This is a genomic window from Luteitalea sp., assembly GCF_022842525.1.
Lineage (GTDB): Bacteria > Acidobacteriota > Vicinamibacteria > Vicinamibacterales > Vicinamibacteraceae > Luteitalea.
Map to the genome: position 1 here is coordinate 1 of NZ_JALHPM010000139.1, position 17,123 is coordinate 17,123.

At 69.4% G+C, this 17,123-nt stretch carries 15 protein-coding genes; 7 read left to right on the top strand and 8 right to left on the bottom strand.

What is annotated here, in order from left to right; translation table 11 throughout:
* The first annotated feature begins 11 nt into the window (after window positions 1–11).
* From Q0C41_RS31490 to Q0C41_RS22320, 3 genes are all read left to right on the top strand, one after another.
* A complete protein-coding gene (locus Q0C41_RS31490) occupies window positions 12–101 on the top strand; it encodes a PEP-CTERM sorting domain-containing protein (RefSeq protein WP_367079293.1) in 90 nt (29 codons plus the stop codon).
* Between the two features lie 43 nt (window positions 102–144).
* Window positions 145–1,740: an FAD-binding oxidoreductase gene (locus tag Q0C41_RS22315; RefSeq protein WP_291987576.1), complete on the top strand. Its 1,596-nt coding sequence runs from the start codon at window positions 145–147 to the stop codon at window positions 1,738–1,740.
* Window positions 1,741–1,948: 208 nt separating this feature from the next.
* Complete coding sequence (locus tag Q0C41_RS22320; protein WP_291987577.1) at window positions 1,949–3,775, top strand: M2 family metallopeptidase; 1,827 nt, start codon at window positions 1,949–1,951, stop codon at window positions 3,773–3,775.
* Between the two features lie 6 nt (window positions 3,776–3,781).
* Here the strand turns inward: Q0C41_RS22320 and Q0C41_RS22325 are convergent, their stop codons facing one another.
* Both Q0C41_RS22325 and Q0C41_RS22330 read right to left on the bottom strand, forming a co-directional pair.
* Window positions 3,782–4,615 (bottom strand): hypothetical protein, encoded by an 834-nt coding sequence (locus Q0C41_RS22325; RefSeq protein ID WP_291987578.1) that lies wholly within the window; start codon window positions 4,613–4,615, stop codon window positions 3,782–3,784.
* Window positions 4,616–4,754: 139 nt separating this feature from the next.
* Window positions 4,755–5,882: an NHL repeat-containing protein gene (locus tag Q0C41_RS22330; RefSeq protein ID WP_291987579.1), complete on the bottom strand. Its 1,128-nt coding sequence runs from the start codon at window positions 5,880–5,882 to the stop codon at window positions 4,755–4,757.
* A gap of 325 nt (window positions 5,883–6,207) precedes the next feature.
* On the opposite strand from Q0C41_RS22330, the gene Q0C41_RS22335 reads away from it, so the two are divergent.
* On the top strand, window positions 6,208–7,833 hold the full coding sequence (locus Q0C41_RS22335; RefSeq protein ID WP_291987580.1) for an amidohydrolase family protein: 1,626 nt from the start codon (window positions 6,208–6,210) through the stop codon (window positions 7,831–7,833).
* 136 nt (window positions 7,834–7,969) lie between these two features.
* Complete coding sequence (locus Q0C41_RS22340; RefSeq protein WP_367079294.1) at window positions 7,970–8,320, top strand: ATP-binding protein; 351 nt, start codon at window positions 7,970–7,972, stop codon at window positions 8,318–8,320.
* 160 nt (window positions 8,321–8,480) lie between these two features.
* Here Q0C41_RS22340 and Q0C41_RS22345 read toward each other — a convergent pair whose 3' ends face one another.
* On the bottom strand, window positions 8,481–8,843 hold the full coding sequence (locus Q0C41_RS22345; protein WP_291987581.1) for a four helix bundle protein: 363 nt from the start codon (window positions 8,841–8,843) through the stop codon (window positions 8,481–8,483).
* Between the two features lie 188 nt (window positions 8,844–9,031).
* Here Q0C41_RS22345 and Q0C41_RS22350 point away from each other — a divergent pair, with 188 nt between their 5' ends.
* Window positions 9,032–10,306 (top strand): esterase, encoded by a 1,275-nt coding sequence (locus tag Q0C41_RS22350; protein ID WP_291987582.1) that lies wholly within the window; start codon window positions 9,032–9,034, stop codon window positions 10,304–10,306.
* Between the two features lie 48 nt (window positions 10,307–10,354).
* Here the strand turns inward: Q0C41_RS22350 and Q0C41_RS22355 are convergent, their stop codons facing one another.
* Genes Q0C41_RS22355 through Q0C41_RS22370 form a run of 4 tightly spaced genes read right to left on the bottom strand, consistent with a single transcriptional unit; the run spans window position 10,355 to window position 14,971 of the window.
* A complete protein-coding gene (locus Q0C41_RS22355) occupies window positions 10,355–11,089 on the bottom strand; it encodes a hypothetical protein (protein ID WP_291987583.1) in 735 nt (244 codons plus the stop codon).
* Between the two features lie 19 nt (window positions 11,090–11,108).
* The gene (locus tag Q0C41_RS22360; RefSeq protein WP_291987584.1) at window positions 11,109–12,734 is read right to left on the bottom strand and encodes a long-chain fatty acid--CoA ligase; all 1,626 of its coding nucleotides are present in this window, start codon (window positions 12,732–12,734) and stop codon (window positions 11,109–11,111) included.
* Window positions 12,735–12,742: 8 nt separating this feature from the next.
* Window positions 12,743–14,125, bottom strand: coding sequence for a hypothetical protein (locus tag Q0C41_RS22365; RefSeq protein WP_291987585.1), 1,383 nt, complete (start codon window positions 14,123–14,125; stop codon window positions 12,743–12,745).
* 60 nt (window positions 14,126–14,185) lie between these two features.
* Window positions 14,186–14,971 (bottom strand): 3-ketoacyl-ACP reductase, encoded by a 786-nt coding sequence (locus Q0C41_RS22370; protein ID WP_291987586.1) that lies wholly within the window; start codon window positions 14,969–14,971, stop codon window positions 14,186–14,188.
* 228 nt (window positions 14,972–15,199) lie between these two features.
* On the opposite strand from Q0C41_RS22370, the gene Q0C41_RS22375 reads away from it, so the two are divergent.
* On the top strand, window positions 15,200–15,961 hold the full coding sequence (locus Q0C41_RS22375; protein WP_291987587.1) for a metallophosphoesterase: 762 nt from the start codon (window positions 15,200–15,202) through the stop codon (window positions 15,959–15,961).
* A 7-nt stretch (window positions 15,962–15,968) separates the two neighbouring features.
* Here the strand turns inward: Q0C41_RS22375 and Q0C41_RS22380 are convergent.
* A partial coding sequence (locus tag Q0C41_RS22380; RefSeq protein WP_291987588.1) for a hypothetical protein occupies window positions 15,969–17,123 on the bottom strand: 1,155 nt, incomplete at its 5' end.

Sequence of the window (17,123 nt, forward strand, 5' to 3'; positions counted from 1 at the left end):
TGGACGACTTCATCTACGCCGAGCCCGTCCCCGAGCCCGCGACTCTGACGCTGGTGGGCGCGGCCGTGGCCGCGGTGGTGGCGCGCCGGCGCCGCCACTGAGTGCACCTCCTCCCCGCCGCGATCGGCCCGCTACACTAGTCGCGTGCCGATCGTTGCCCGCCCTCCCCGTGGTCCCCTGTCGTCAGATCTCTTCGACCATGGCGCCGACGCCGTGGCCGCGCACCTCGAGGATGCCGCGCACTACCCGGGCGGCCAGGCTGACGTCGTGGCCCGCCCGCGCACCGAGGCGGACGTCGCGGCGGTGCTCACGGACGGTCGTCCCGTACTGGCGGTCGGCGCGCAGTCGTCACTGACTGGCGGGGCCACGCCCGCCGGCGGCATCGTCCTCGCGTCGTCGCGGCTGACCACCATCGAGCCGCCCGACGCCCACCACGTGCGTGTCGGGGCCGGGGTGGTCCTGGGCACGCTGCTCGAGGACCTGGCGACGCACGGCCTCGACTTCCCGCCGGTGCCGACCTATCTCGGCGCCACCGTCGGGGGCATCATCGCCACCAACGCGGCCGGGGCCGCTACGTTCAAGTACGGCACCACGCGCGAATGGGTGGAGGGGGTGACGGTCGTCCTCGCCGGCGGCGACGTGCTCGACATCACGCGCGGTGCGCACGTGCTCGACGACACCGGCACGTTCGTGATCGAGGGCCCGGCCGGCACCCGTGTCGTACCCGTCCCCACCTACGCCATGCCCGACGTGGTGAAGCGATCAGCCGGCTATCACGCCGCGCCCGGGATGGATCTCGTGGACCTGTTCATCGGCGCCGAAGGGACGCTCGGCGTCATCGTCTCCGCGGTGCTGCGCCTGCAGCCGCTGCGCGCGGGCCTCTGCTACGCGCTCGTGCCGGTGTCGGACGAGCCGCGGGCGCTCGCGCTCGTCGCCGACCTGCGCGAGGCCTCGCGCCAGACGTGGCAGTCGCACGACGCGGCCGGCATCGACGTCGCCGCCATCGAGCACATGGACGATCGCTCGCTGCAGATCCTCCGCGAGGATGGCGCCGATCGGAAGTACGAGGTCAGCTGGCCCGCCTCGGCCGGCCTGCTCCTGCTCATCCAGCTCGAGTTGCCGCTGCTGACCCAGGAAGACGCCTACGAGCAGATCAGCAGCGCCCTGGACGACGACGGCCCCGACACGCCGCTCGCACGCTTCTGCCGGGTCCTCGATCACCACGGCGTGCTCGACGATGCCGAGCTCGCCCTGCCGGGGGATCGCAAGCGCGCCGAGCAGCTGCTCGGCGTGCGGGAGGCGGTGCCCGCCGGGGTCAACGCGCGCGTCGGCCGGGCCAAGCGCGATCTGGACGGGCGCATCGCCAAGACGGCCGCCGACATGGTCGTCCCCTTCGAGAAGTTCGGCGAGATGATGGATATCTATCGCGCCGGCTTCGCCCGCCGCGGCCTCGACGTGGCCACCTGGGGCCATGTCTCGGATGGCAACGTCCACCCCAACGTCCTGCCGCGCAGTTACGAGGATGTCGAGGCGGGCAAGGCCGCCATCCTCGAGTTCGGTGTCGAGGTGGCGCGCCTCGGCGGCTGCCCGCTGGCCGAGCACGGCGTCGGCCGGCACCCGGTCAAGCAGGCCCTGCTGCGCCAGTTGTACGGCGACGAGGGGATCGAGCAGATGCGTCGGGTGAAGCAGGCCCTCGACCCGCAGGGCCTGCTCGCGCCAGGGGTGCTGTTCAGCACGTAGAGCGCAAGGGACACGGGACGAGTACGCAAGTCACGAGGGAGGCAAGGGAGGAGGGACAGGGCATCGAGCGACAAGGGACTGCGCCACGCACGCCACTCTGGTTTCTTGTCCCTGCCGTTCCCTGTCCCCTGTCCCTCGCAGCCCTTGTGACTTGCGTACGTGTCCCTCGTCCCTTGTTCCCGACGCCCGTCCGGGCGTACAAGGAGACGTGCGCACACGTCGTCTCCTCGTCGTCTCGTCTGCCGTGCTGGCCGGCCTGGGTCTGGCGGCCGCCTGCTCTCGCGTCTCTGCTCCCGGTACCACCACGACGTCGGGCCCGCCGACTGACGCCGCGGCCTTCGTGAAACAGGCCAACGCGACGCTGCTCGCGCAGGCCAACGCGCTCTCGCGCGCGCAGTGGGTCGCGGCCAACTTCATCACCGAGGACACCGAACAGATCTCGGCCGCGGCCACCGCCGACTACGTCGCCAGTTCGATGCGCCTCGCCAAGGAGGCGGCGCGCTATCCCGGCAACGGCAATGGCAACGCCGACGTCGCCCGCCAGCTGCTGCTGCTCAAGCTGGCCGCGAGTCCGCTGCCTGCGCCGTCGGACACGGCCCTCCAGACCGAGCTGACCCGCATCGTGGCCGGCATGGAGGCCGGATACGGCCGCGGCAAGTACTGCCCGCCGGGCAAGCCGTGCCAGACGATCGACGACCTCAGCCGGCTGATGGCGACCTCCCGCGACCCCAAGGCCCTGCTCGAGGCCTGGGAGGGATGGCACGCCATCGCCCCGCCGCTCAAGCAGCCGTACGAGCGATTCGCCCAGCTGGGCAATCAGGGCGCGAAGGAACTCGGCTTTGCCGACCTCGGCGCCTTCTGGCGCGCCGGCTACGACATGCCGCCCGACGACTTCGCGAAGGAAGTGGACCGCCTGTGGATTCAGGTGAAGCCGCTCTACGACCAGTTGCACGCGCACGTGCGGCGGCGGCTCGGGGCGACGTACGGGACCGACGTCGTGCGGCCGGATGCGCCCATTCCCGCGCACCTGCTCGGCAACATGTGGGCGCAGCAGTGGGGCAACATCTACGACCTCGTCGGGCCGCCGGGGCGCGCCCCCGGTTACGACGTCGGCGACCTGCTGAAGGCGAAGAAGACCGATGCGCTCGGCATGGTCCGCTACGGGGAGGGCTTCTTCACGTCGCTCGGGTTCGCGCCGCTGCCCGAGACGTTCTGGAAGCGGTCGCTCTTCGTCCGCCCGCAGGATCGCGACGTCGTCTGCCATGCCAGCGCGTGGAACGTCGACAACGTCGACGACCTGCGCATCAAGATGTGCATCGAGATCAACGCGGAGGACTTCGTCACCGTCCACCACGAACTCGGCCACAACTTCTATCAGCGCGCCTACAACACGCAGCCGTTCCTCTATCGGACCGGCGCCAACGACGGCTTCCACGAGGCCATCGGTGACGCCGTGGCCCTCTCGATCACGCCGCAGTACCTGGTGAAGGTCGGGCTGCTCCCCTCCGTGCCGCAGACGCAGGACGATGTGGAGTTCCTGTTGCGGATGGCGCTCGACAAGGTGGCGTTCCTGCCGTTCGGTCTGCTGGTCGATCAATGGCGCTGGAAGGTGTTCAGCGGCGAGATCACGCCCGCCGAGTACAACACCGCGTGGTGGCAGCTGCGCGAGCAGTACCAGGGCGTCGCGGCCCCCGGGCCGCGGCCGGCTGACGCGTTCGACGCCGGGGCGAAGTATCACGTGCCGGCCAACACGCCGTACACGCGCTACTTCCTCGCGCACATCCTGCAGTTCCAGATGCATCGCGCCATGTGCAAGGCGGCCGGACACATCGGGCCCCTGCACACGTGCTCGATCTACGGCAACAAGGAGGTCGGGGCGCGGCTCCAGACGATGCTGGCCCTTGGCGCGAGCAAGCCGTGGCCCGAGGCCCTCGAGGCGCTGACCGGCGAGAGGCAGATGGACGCGACGGCCATCCTCGACTACTTCGCGCCGCTGCGCGCGTGGCTCGAGGCGGAAGCCGCGGCCGGCAGGTGACCAGCGCTACTGCGCCAACTTCCACACGCCATTCTCCAGCACGAAGGGGAGGCTCATCGTCGTCGACGAGGCGTTCACCGTTCCGGGCGTCGTCCGCTGTTGCTCGACCGTCGTGATGTTGAGCGATGCGGTGGTGTCGCCCTGGAGAATCAGCAGACCGCCGCTGCGAATCGCGCCAGCAAGCGCGCTGCGTGCGGGCACGGTCTGCTTGCGGTAACTGGTGCTCTCGGCGCGTTCGCTGGCGGGGTACGCCCGCCACGCCGCCTGGGCCTTGCTGCTGGCCAGCGCCATGAACCCGTCGGCCTTCCCCGAGTGCAGCGCGTCGGCATAGCGCAGCGCCAGGTCGTAGATCGGATGCGACTCGATCTGGGCGCCCTCCAGGCGGGTCTCCGGCGCCGACGCCGGCGGACCCGCCATCACCATCGGTCCCACCGACGCGCGCCACTGCGCGCCCTCGAGGGTGAACAGGGCCACCACGCTGCTGTCGCGGTAGGGTGACTCCAGCGAGGCCCGTCCAGGGTAGACGGTGAGGACGCCGCCCTTGCGGATGCCCTCGGTCAGCGCTGCCGGATCGGGAGCACGCGCCTTCATCCGGTCGCTCATGGCTTTGCGCTCCGCGGCCGGCTCCTTCTTCCACTCGGCCTGGTCCTCCGCGGAACGCAGCCGAATGACCTCGTCTGTCTTGCCGGCCACCATCAGTGCGGCAGCCTGGAGCGCGAGCTTGCCCGCGGGGTGGCTGAGGATCGCCTCGCCGCGCACCTCGGTCGGCTCTTGCGCCGAGGCAGGGACTTCGACGGCGAACGCGAGCAGCAGTGTCAGCAGGACCCATCGGCGGTCCATGAACAGTCTCCTTGCCCCGGGACGCGTGATGACGCGCCGGCGCCAGGGCGCCGGCCAGGTTCATGCGGTCGATCAGGGGTCTCGAAGAGCAATAACGGCGCGGCGGCGGACGTCGAACGGATGGACGGCCACGACGCGGTCAACGGCAGGCGTCAGGTTCGTCGCCGTGAGCGAGGTGGTCGAGCGCCGACATGTAGCCAATCGTCAGGGTCTTCGCGCGTGCCGGGTTGCCCTTCGGCACGTGGCACACGGTGGCGGTCGCGGCAAACGAGAGGGTTCGCGGGCCCGACAGACCGCCCAGGCCCAGCGGCACCAGCGCGCCCCTGGACGCGCCGGACCTTCCGTCATAGCGAAGGATCGCGCCGTCGTAGGCGAGAGGGTCGCTGGACCCGGTGCTGGTTGCGTAGAGGTGGCCGTCCGGCCCGAAGGCGATTCCGACGGGCGTGTTCAGGCCGCCGCTTCCCGAGGGCACGAACGTCTCCCACATCCCCGTCCAGAAGTCAAAGCGACGAATCTCCGACCGATCCACGCTGCCCACATACAGCCGGCCATCGGGGCCGAACGTGAGCCCCGACGGTCTCGTGAAGCCGGAACTGGCTGGCAGGAAGACCTCGAGCGTCCGTGTCGCCTCGTCGACGCGCAGGATGCGATTGGCGTATTCGGCCGCGATGTAGAGCGTGCCGTCGGGCGCGAACGCGAAGTGCTGCGGGTCGAACACACCCATCAGGCGGTTCGCCGGGTCGTCCTCGACGAACACGTCCACGAAGGCGCCGCTGTCCGCGTCATAACGTCGAATCGCGCCAAGTGGCAGTGCGGCCGGGTTGAAGATGTCCCCAAGGTCACCGACGTAGGCATACCCGTCCCGGAATACGACGAGGAGAGGCGTGAAGAGGCCGCCGGACCCTGGCGTGATGAACTCGCCGAGGTACGTTCCGGTGAGCCCATGGAAACGCAGCACCCGACCTCCGAAGGGATCGGAGACGTACAGGTGCCCGTCCGGTCCGAACGTCACGCAGCAGGTCGACGTCAGGCCCATCGCACCGGCCGGGATGAGTGCGTCGATGAACCGGCCCGCGCCGCTGTAGCGGAGGATCGCGTCGGTAGGACTGCCGGGACCGAAGTTGCCCACGACCAGGACCGACTCGGCCATGGCCTTCGCCCCGGCCCGGTCGCCGGCTGCGGGCGACTGTGTGGCCACTGGCTGCACGAGCATCGTGCAAGCGAGCAGGAACGAGAGTGCGACGACCCGATGAACGTGACGGGACATGACGTCACCTCCTGAGGGGCGGGCGACGCATGCCGGCGACGCGCCCCGGTTGCAAACAGCAGCACACGATCCGGCGCAGGTGGCCGTCGTCCTCACCGATGCGGTGGGGGGCTGCTCGGCACGGTGTGCCACACCGCGCCTGCTGCAAACGACGCGCCGTCCGACACCGCCAATGGCAGCGCCAGCGGTGCGATGTCGACGTGTGGGTGGGTGAGATCTCGCGGACCCGTGCGACTATTCCCGCAGTGGCACCTCGAGCGTACGGTGGGCCGCGCCCGTGCTGCGATTTCGCCCGCGAACTGGACGAGAAGGGGTGAGGCCGCCCATGCGACTGCTTCTGGGAATCACGCTCGTCGTTGCCGCCGGCGTCGTCGTGTCGGTGGTCGGCCAGCGGCCGGAATTGGACCTCGTCATCCGCGGCGGCCACGTCGTCGACGGCACAGGCAATCCGTCCTTCGCGGCCGATCTCGGCATCCGCGATGGCCGCATCGTCGCACTCGGGCGCGTGACCGCGGCGGCGTCGCGCACCATCGACGCGACCGGGCTCGTCGTCTCACCTGGCTTCATCGACATCCACAATCACTCCGATACGACGCTGCTCGACGACCCCGACGCGCAGAGCATGCTGCGCCAGGGCGTCACCTCGATGATCCTCGGGGAAGGCGGATCGGCGGCGCCGTCGGCGCGGTGGCCCCGGTTCTCGGCCTACTTCGACGACCTGCGCCGCCGCGGCCTCAGCGCCAATGTCGGCTCATACGTCGGGTCGAGCCAGGTGTGGACCGAGGTGCGTGGGCCGCGAGCCGGTCCACCGGACGCGCGGGAACTCGACGCGATGCGGCGCCTCGTCGGTGAGGCCATGGCGGATGGCGCGCTCGGCCTCGCGAGCTCGCTCAGCGGGCCGCCCGGCGTGTGGATCGACACCGACACGCTCGTGGCGATGGCCGAGGTCGCCGGCAGGCACGGCGGCCTCTACTCGACCCACATGCGCACGGAGGGGAAGGGCGTCTTCGCCTCCGTCGACGAGGCGATCGAGATCGGGCGGCGCGCCAACCTCCCCGTCGACATCATCCACCTCAAGATCGCCGAGCGCACGATGTGGGGACGCATGCCCGAGCTCGTGGCGCTGATCGCGGCGGCGCGTGCGCGGGGCCAGGCCGTCGAGGCCAACGTCTACCCGTACCGCGCCGGCCAGAACAACCTGGCGAGCATCGTCCCGCCCTGGGCGCACGAGGGCGGTGCCGCCGCTCTGGTCGCACGGTTGAAGGATCCCTCCCTGCGGCCCCGGCTCGAAGCGGAGATCCTCGGCAAGGTGCCGCTCGGCGACTGGTACAACCACTACACGGCCACCGGGGACTGGGACGGCATGCTGCTGGTGACGCTCGGGAACGCGCGCTACAGTCAGTTCGCGGGCAAGCGCATGAGTGAGGTCATCACCGCCCTCGGCAAGCCTCCCCTCGACGTGCTGTTCGAGCTGCTCATCGAGAACGGCGGGTCCGTGCCGACGGTCTTCTTCCATCACAGCGAGGAGGACATGCGGTACGCGCTTGCGCAGCCCTTCGTGTCGATCGGATCGGACGGCAGTGCCGTGAGCGCTGACGGCACGGTGGGACCGGCGCACCCGCATCCGCGCTTCTACGGGACGTTTCCGCGCGTGCTCGGTCGTTACGTGCGCGACACCGGCGTCCTGAGCCTCGAGGAGGCGGTGCGGAAGATGACCTCGGCCAACGCCGCCAAGGTACGCCAGTTCGATCGCGGCCTGCTGCGTCCAGGCCTGTGGGGCGACGTCACGATCTTCGACCCGATGCGCGTCATCGATCGCGCCACGTACGAACAGCCGCGGCAGTACGCCGAGGGCATCGAATACGTGATCGTGAACGGCACCGTCGTGATCGACCGCGGGCAGCACACGCACGCGAGGCCCGGGGTGGTGGTCACGTCGTTGTCCAGGTGACGAGGGACAAGGGGAAGAGTCACAAGGGAGTCGAGGGACTAGGGACAAGGCTGAAGGGACAAGGGACGCAAGGGACAAGGGACAAGAGTTCCTCGCGCGGCTGTTTCCCGGCGAGATCCGCGACGTCGACGACTTCCTGCGACTTTCTGCCCGGCTGAGGACGGCGCTCGAGCCACTGGTGCTCGAGCTGCTGGCGCGGGGACTGTGCGTCGTGCTCGACTTCCCGGGGAACACCCGTCAGCAACGGGCCTGGTTTCGGGACCTGTTCGAACGCGCTGGCGCCGAACACGAACTGCATGTCATCGAGGCGTCCGATGCGCTGTGCAAACACCAGCTCCGGCTCCGCAGTCGCGACCTGCCCGCTGGGACACCGTGGACGACGGATGAGGCGTTCGACGCGATCACCGCGCACTTCCAGCCGCCGTCGGCCGACGAGGCTTCACCGTCGTGCGCCACCAGCGCGACTGAGCGCCCATCGTCCAGGTGACAAGGGACAAGGAGAGAAGTCACAAGGGAGTCGAGGGACAAGGGACAAGGGCTCAAGGGACGAGGGACGCAAGGGACAAGAACGTCAGGGGCAGGGATGCAAGGGACACGGGCGTCAGGCTGGGGTAGGGCCCGGTCTCCGACCCGGCCGTCGCGCCCCGTCACTGGCCGCGGAGCTTCTTGACGCACACGGTGAGGATCGCGGTCAGTTGTCCCAACTGGGCCTGCAACTCGCCGAGCGCCTCCGGTGACTGACAGCGGCGCCCCTCGGCGATGAGCTGCAACCAGTACTCGGTCTCGAGCGCCTCCTTCAGTGCGCCCGCGCGAAGGGCCAGCAGGTGGCGGCGAGAGATCGCAGCATCTGCCTCCGCGTTGTGAGCGCCGATCGCAGTTCCTGCACGCACCACCTGATCGAGCACCCGCGCCGGCAGCACCCGCCGCCGCTGTTCAGCCTCCACGAACGCCAGCAGTTGCACCGAGAACCGCCGTGACCGGCCCGTCAAATCGCGCGCAGGGATGGACATGATGGCGAACGGTTCAGCAACGCCCATGCCACACGCCCCGCCTTCTCCCTTGTCCCTCCCGCCCTTGCCCCTTGTCCCTTGCCCCCCTTGTGACTTCTCCCCTCGTCCCTTGTCCCTTGCACAGGTTCTCCTGTCCCCCATGCACGCTTCCCTGCTAGCATCCGCCCATCCCCCTCAGGAGGCAGCAGATGGTGCAAAGCGGCTCCCGGCGCATCGCGCGCCGGTTCGTCTCGACGGCGGCACATGCCGCCACGGTCCTGGTGCTCGGCTCTCTGCCGCTCGCGGCTCAGGCGCCCGCGCCGGCCCCGGCCACACAGGCCCCGGCCGCCGCGCCCGCGCGCCCGCCGCAGTACGTGTCGCCGGAGATCGGCGACGGCGGGCGTATCACCTTCCGTCTCCATGCCCCGAAAGCGCAGGCCGTTCGCGTGTCGGCCGGGGACATTGTCGGACTGACGCGCGAGGCGGCGCAGATGACGAAGGGGGAGAACGGCATCTGGGCGGTCACCGTCAGCACGCCCGAAGCCGGCGCCTACCGGTACAACTTCGACGTCGACGGCGTGGCGACGATCGACCCGCGCAACCCGGCGACCAGCGAGTCCTTCCAGAACACGTGGAGCGTCGCCTACGTCCCGGGTGCGCAGCCGTGGGACACAACCGAGGTGCCGCACGGCGCGGTCGCACGCGTGACCTACAAGTCGACGTCGCTCGGCCAGTTCCGTCGCATGCACGTGTACACGCCGCCGGGCTACGAGAACGGCACCGCGTCTTACCCGGTGTTCTATCTGCTGCACGGCGCCGGCGACAGCGACGATGCCTGGACGTCGGTCGGGCGGGCGAACTTCATCCTGGACTCGCTGATCGCCAGTGGCAAGGCCGTGCCGATGATCGTCGTGATGCCAGCCGGGCACATTCGCGGCGGGGCCCCGGGCATGCAGGGGACGCAGGACGTCGTCAACGACATCATGAAGGACATCAAGCCCTACATCGAGTCGCACTACCGGGTGAAGAAGGGGCGGGCGTCCACGGCGATGGCCGGCCTGTCGATGGGGGGCCACCAGACTCTGAACGCGGCCATTCCGCACCTCGGCGACTTCGCCTACGTCGGCGTCTACAGTTCGGGGCTGATCGGGGCCTTCCCCGACCTGATGCCGCGTCCCCCCGGTGCGACGGGGCCAGCCCCGCGCATGGGCGCCACTGCCGACGAGTGGTCGGCCACGCACGCCGCCGTGCTGGCCGATCCAGGCCTCAAGAAAGGCCTGCAGCTCCTCTGGTTCGCGACCGGCAAGGACGACTTCCTGCTCGGCACGACCAAGGCCACGGTCGCCATGTTCGAGAAGCTCGGGTTCTCACCCGTCTATCGCGAGACCGACGGCGGCCACACCTGGATCAAGTGGCGCCACTACCTGACCGAATTCGCGCCCATGCTCTTCAAGCCGGCGCCGACGTCGTCCGCGTCGCGATAGCCGCACCGTGGCGTGGGAGGGCCCGCTCGCCGAGCGGGCCGTTCGCGCTCACCCCCGCATCGCGTCGAGACGGTTGGTGGCGGCCATGATGTCGCGCTCCAGTCGCCGCACCATGTCCCGCACGATGTCCTTGCCGCGGATGGCGGCCTGGTCGACCATCACCTTGAGCTCCCAGAGCGGTGAGTCCTTCAGCGCCGCGAGCTCGGTCGACAACCCCTCGAGTTGCTCTTCGAGCTGCGCGATACGACGCACGAACCGCAGGCGCATCGCCTCCGGGTCGCTGCCCTGCACCGCCTCCGGGCTGCGCTGCCACGCCTGCAGGATCCACCGGAGCTGCTCCTCGTCGCCGCGCGCGTAGGCCTTGTTGGCCTCGATCATCAGGGCGTGGCGCCGGTGACGCGTGTGCTCGTCGAGGGCCAGGTCGGGATGGATGGTCTTGGCGACGTCGCGAAACAGCTTGCGGACCGCGTCCGACGTGAACCGTGCGGGACCCTCCGGCGCCGGAGCCGAGGGCAACGGCGGCGCCTCCGGCCCCGCCTCGTCGAGCTTCTTCGCAAGCTCGCCGAGTTCGGCCTCGGCGATGGCCAGCTCCAGCGCGTCGAGCTGCTCGTGCAGCAGACCAACGTCCTGCCGGTAGCGGATGCGAAAGGCCTCGAGGCCGGACCTGACGCCCTCGACGGTCTCGGTCCGCTCACGCAGATCGGCTTCGAGCCGCGTGACCCGCGCGCTCAGCCCCTCGAGGCTGTCGTCGTCACGGGACTCGGCGCGTACGAGCGTCGTCACCCGTCGATGATAGCGAACGTCACTGCGGTGCGCTTTCCTCGAAGTAGTCGCGATAGATCTCGCGGAGCGTGTGCTTCTGATACTTGCCGACGCCGGTCCGAGGCAGGCTGTCGACCACCTCCACGGCATCCGGATACCACCAGCGCGCGACACGGCCGTCGAGATGCTGACGCACGTCCGGCAGCGTCGGCCGGCATCCGGGCGTCGCGACCACCAACGCCAGCGGACGCTCCCCCCACCGCTCGTGCGGCACGGCAATCACCACCACCTCGGCTATCGCCTCGTGCTCGAGCAGCACCGCTTCCAGCGTCACCGTACTGATCCACTCTCCGCCGGACTTGACCAGGTCCTTGGCGCGATCGTGAATGGTCAAGCGCCCCGTCTTCTCGATGGTGACGATGTCGCCGGTGCGGAACCAGCCGTCGTCGGTCCAGCGGTCGGGCGCGTCGTCGCCCGGGTAGTAGGCCGAGGCCACCCACGGTCCGCGCACCTCGAGCTCACCCATGGCCTGGTCGTCCCACGGCACCAGCGCGCCGTCCTCGGCCCGCGCGCGCACCTCGACGAACGGCCCCGGCCGCCCCTGCGTCGCTCGCCACGCGTACTGCTCGTCCGCGGGCGCGTCCGCCAACTCGCTCGGAACGCGACTGATCGTGCCGAGCGGCGCGGTCTCGGTCATGCCCCAGGCATGGATGACCTTCACGCCGTGCCTGTCGTCGAAGGCGCGGATGGTCGTCTCGGGCATCGCCGCGCCACCGACGAGCATCAGGCGCAGCGCCGACAGGTCGTGCCCCGGATGCTGGTCGAGGTGGGCCAGCAGGGCGTGCGCGATCGTCGGCACGCCAGCCGTATGCGTGACCCGCTCCGACTCCAGCAGCGAGACGATGCTGGCGGCGTCGAGGTAGGGGCCGGGCAGGATCTGCGTGGCGCCGACCAGCGCGCAGGCAAACGGCAGGCCCCAGGCATTGGCGTGGAACATCGGCACCACCGCCAGCACCCTGGACGCTTCCGCCAGATCGAGCATGTCGGGCAGCGCCTCGGCGAACGAATGCAGCACCAGCGCCCGATGGGAGTACAACACGCCCTTGGACCGTCCGGTCGTGCCCGACGTGTAGCAGAGCACCGCGCCGGTGTGCTCGTCCATGTCCTCGAACGGCGGCGCGTCGTCCTGCGCCGCCAGCAGGTCGCCGTAGTGCAGCGTCCCCGGCGGGATGTCGTGGTCGTCGCTGATGACGATGATGCGGCGGTGGCCGATGCGGGCGCGCACCGGTTCGAAGACCGGCCACAGCACCTTGTCGACGATGATCACCGCATCGTCGGCGTGCGTGACGATGTAGGCGAGCTCCTCGGCGTGCAGGCGGATGTTGAGTGTGTGGAGGATGGCGCCAGAGGCCGGGATGCCGTAGTACGCGTGCAGGTGCGGCACGTGGTTCCAGCAGAAGGTCGCGACGCGATCGCCCGGCTGCACCCCGAGTGCGCGCAGCGCTGCCGCGAGTCGACGTGCGCCGTCCAGCGTCTCGGCGTATGTCGTCCGCATCACGCTCCGGTCGACCAGGCGACTGACGATCGCCTTGTGCGGATGGACCGACTCGGCCCGCCGCAGCAGAGCCGGAATCGACAGCGGCATGTCCATCATCAGCCCGCGCATGGCGACGGCTACATCCCGAAGAAGGTGTAGTACGGCTCCTTGCGGGCCATGCGGCGGACGAGCAGCGCCAGCTCGCGCGCGTGGTAGTCGCCCCACATGCACGACTCGCCACACGGGATCTGCCGCCCCTGCGGCACATGGTCCCAGCCGTTCGGGCGATGGTAGACGGCGTGCAGGAGCAGGCCCTGGTGCCTGGTGTCGGTGGAGAGATAAGGGGCGAAGAAGAGCGTCCGCGCTGTGGTGAGGCCGGCCGACAGGTAGCGCTTGCCCTCTGCGGCCTGGCCGCGGCCGCCGAGATACGAGCCAAGGCGGACGAGGCCTTGCGCGGCGATGGCGGCGGCGGAGCTGTCCACCGGTTCGTGGTCGTTGTACGGGTCGGCCGGGCGCGACAGATAGTCGCCGAGATGCACGAGGCCAGGAGCGCCCGTGTCCCAGTACGGCACACCACAGGTCGGCGTGTTGGCGAGATAGAAGTCGGCGGTCGCACGCGCCGCCTCGAGGTAGCGCCGCAGCACGGCCGTCTTCTTCGCGCCGAACGCCTCGAACTCCGCCTGGTCGCGCGTCTCGAGGAACTCGAGTTCTTCCGCGTAGCCGAGCAGCACCCACGCCAGCCCGCGCGTCCACGTCGAGAACGGCGAGTAGCCCTGCTGGCTCGACGGGCACCGGTACGACCCATCGGTCACGTTGAACACGGACTCGTGGGCGACTCGGCCACGCACGTCGTAGGCGTCGCGGCCCTTGCCGAAGTACACGTTGAACGCGGCGTTCGTGTCGGCGTGCTGCACCAGGCGATGCAGCAGCGAGATGCGGCGGTCGCGTTCGCCCATCAGCGCGTGACCGAGCTGGTGCGCCACGGCCAGCGAGCGCAGGGATCGCATCGTGTCGGCAAACAGCGAATGCGGCCCGTTGAACGACTGGATGTAGCCGAGGCCGTCGGGCAGGTCCGTCCAGCGTGCGGCCTGCACCGCCCCTGAGACCTTCAGCGCGAGTTCATGGAAGGCGATCTCCCACTCGCTGGCGTCCGTGCGACCCTCACGGGCGAGGCGCAGCAGGTTGCCGTACGTCGACACGTTGTTGAAGCCGTGGTCGTGCACGCCCACGTGGCTGACGTGGCTCGCCATGTGCTGCACGGTCGTGCGGCGCCCGATCTCGAGCATCGCCGGGTCACCGGTCGCATCGAACTGCAGGATGGCGGAGCCGAACTGGAAGCCCTGGGTCCACTCGGTCCAGCCTCGCGACGTGTACCGTCCCGCCACCGTGAACACCGGCGTGCCGCGCGACGGATTCCACGTCTTCTCGATGCGGGCGATCTTGCGCGCCGACAGCTCGAACAGCGTGTCGATGGCGGGGAGGAGCGACTTCGGCGTGATCTTCGTGTTGATGCGAATCATGGGATGGGCAGGGCCGGCTCTCCGAGTAGCCGTCGACCTTCAGGTCGACGGGCGACGCTTCTACAAGCGTCTGAGGTGGAAGCCGCCGTCGAGATGAATGACGTCGCCGGTCGTGAAGGGAAACGCCCCCGACAGCACCGCCCGCACGGCGCGCCCGACATCGTCGGCCGTACCCCAGCGTCGCTGCGGGACGAGGCCCTCGGCGATGAGGGCGTCGTACTTCTCCTTCACGCCAGATGTCATGTCGGTGGCCATGATGCCCGGGCGCAGTTCCAGCACCTGCACGCCTTCGGCGGCGAGACGCACGGCCCAGAGCTGCGACGTCATCGCGAGCCCGGCCTTGGAGACGCAGTACTCGCCGCGGTTGACCGACGCCGTGTCGGCCGAAATCGAGGTGATGAACAGGATCTTGAAGCCACCGTCGAGCGCGGGCGCGTACGGCTTCGTGAGCCAGTGGTTCGCGACGGCCTGTGTCAGGAAGAACGGCCCCTGCAGGTTCACCCGCAGCAGTTCCTCGAACGAGGCCTCGCTGGTCTCGGTCAGGTCGGCGCGCACCCGCGGCGCCATGCCGGCGTTGTTGACCAGCGCGTCGAGACGGCCGAAGGTGTCCAGCGTGTGGGCCAGCAGTCCTGCGCGATCGTCGCGGTTGCCGATGTCGCCCTTGATGGGCACGAACCGCTGCTCTGGCCGCACGGCCGCCGCGGTGCACAGACCCACCGTCTCGTCAGCGGCCGCGGCATTGCTCGCGTAGTTGATCGCGACCGAGCAGCCGGCCGCGGCCGCCTCGATGGCGATGCCACGACCGAGCCCACGGCTCGCACCGGTGACCAGGACGACAGGAATCACGACAGCACTGTACCGCAACGGGAGAGAGCAGAAGCGCGGAACGGCGGAACGAAGGAAGCCAGAGCGGGAAGGCGGAGGGCACCGGCTATACTGCCGACACGGGTATCAGGGCAGGCCCATGCAGCCGGGCGCGCGCTCCGTCCTTGCCGACCGCAGCGACGTCGCCGAGGCGCCGGCGGTGCAGGTCCTGGAGCGTTGGCGCGGGCCCTTGGAGGACGAGGAGCGGGCATGATCACCGATGTCAGGGAGTCGCGCATGCTCGTGGTGTCCGACACCCACATCGGCAACCACTTCTGCAACGCCAGGCCCGCGCTGATCCGCCTGCTCTCGTACGCCCGCGACAACGGCTACAACGTCTGCATCAACGGCGACGGCATCGACGTCCTGCAGACCTCGGTGCGCAGGATGAGCATCGAGGCGACCTCGCTGCTCACGGAGTTCAGGAGGGCGGCGGCCGACATCACGATCTACTACACCGTCGGCAACCACGACATCATCCTCGAGCACTGCCTCGGCGACTGGGGCGGGGTCCGCTTCGTGCCGTTCCTCAACGTGGTGTCAGGCGGCAAGCGGATACGCATCGAGCACGGGCACCTCTACGATCAGTTCCTGATGAAGCACCCGGACCTCCAGCCGGAGTTGACGCGCTTCATCGGGTTCTGTGCGCGTCTGCACCCCAAGCTCTACTCTCTCGACGAGCCAATCAAGCGCCTGCGGCATCGGTACCTTGCACGTTGGCTGGGGTGGCGACGCCGCGGTGATCGTCCCGCCCACTGGCCCGAGGACGAGAGCCCGTCGTTCATGGAAGCCGCAGAGGAACTCTCCAGGCGCGGCTTCGACGTCGTGATCTTCGGGCACACCCATCACGCCGGCGTGGTGCCGCTCAACGACGCCCGCGCCTCGTACGTGAACCCCGGCAGCTGGTTCCACGCGCCGCACTACATCGAGATCGACGAAGGGGCCGTGAGCCTGAAGCCCTGGCACGGGTGAGGCGCGTTCAGTAACTGAAGCGAAGCGTCACGGCGCCGAACGAGTTGCGCCGATACTGGCCGAGGTAGTCCCCATCCTCTCCACGAAAGAGGGCAGCCTGCCCCGTGAGACGCCAATGCGCTCCCAGCGCATGCGAATACTCGGCGCGCGCATACGTGCCGTCGCCGTCCTGGCGGACCACCGATTCGAACACCAGCGAACGCGTGCTGTCGATCGTCAGCGCCGCGCGCCCCACCACCGCGCGGGCGAGCCCGCGATCGGGCGAGAAGCGGAACGTGCTGGGCTCCCGCTGCACGTGCTCCCCCGCATAGCCGACGATGAAGAGCCATTCGCCGACCTGCCGCTCGGCCTGCACGACGTAGAGCACGAGTTCCTGTGCCCCCGGCGTGTCGCTGCCCAGCCAGGCCGCCTCGGCCTTCAACGTCACCCACGGGAGCGGCGCCGCCATGTCACCCCCGACGGACGTGAGCCGCGGGTGCTCGCGCCGCACCTCGAGAACCCCGGTCCCCGGGACGAGAGACACGGGCAGCGCGGGCAAGTGGTCGTATCCGCGGAAGACTGACACGGAATGCTCCAGCCATCGCCCGATGTGGTTCCACCGCGCGCCGACCTGCGGCCCCTCCGGGTAGGTCGCGCCGCGGTCCGCGATCGACAACCCGGGCGGCAGGGGAGGCAGGACGACCCAGCGCTGGTCCAGGAGGGGCATGCGGCTCGGCGTCATGCGGGGGGTGAGGACCACCTCGAGGGAGTCCGTGCTGCTCGCCACCGCCACCCGCGCCGCCGTCACGGCGAGGGGGTCGGTGTTGACCACGGTGAGGTAGTCGCGCGGGGTGAACCGATCGGTCGGCGTGAGGATGTCGGTCTTGCCCCACCGCACGAACTGCTTGCCGACGTCCATGGTCAGGCGCTTGTACGCCCATGACGCGCTGAGCCGACGCGCGGCGAACAGCGGGCGCTGGATGGTGCGATCCCAGTAGGTGAGCGCCATACGGCGCTCGGTCATGTCGTTGGTGTCGACCCGGGTGTCGAACGCCCCGTCGATCTTCAGGCTGCCCTTCCGCCACGTGACCTCGTGGCGGAACAGCAGGTCACCCACGGCCTGCGTGGGGTCGTTCAGGGCCTCCTGGGGATAGCCGGTCAGCGTCAGGTCCAGGTATCCGCG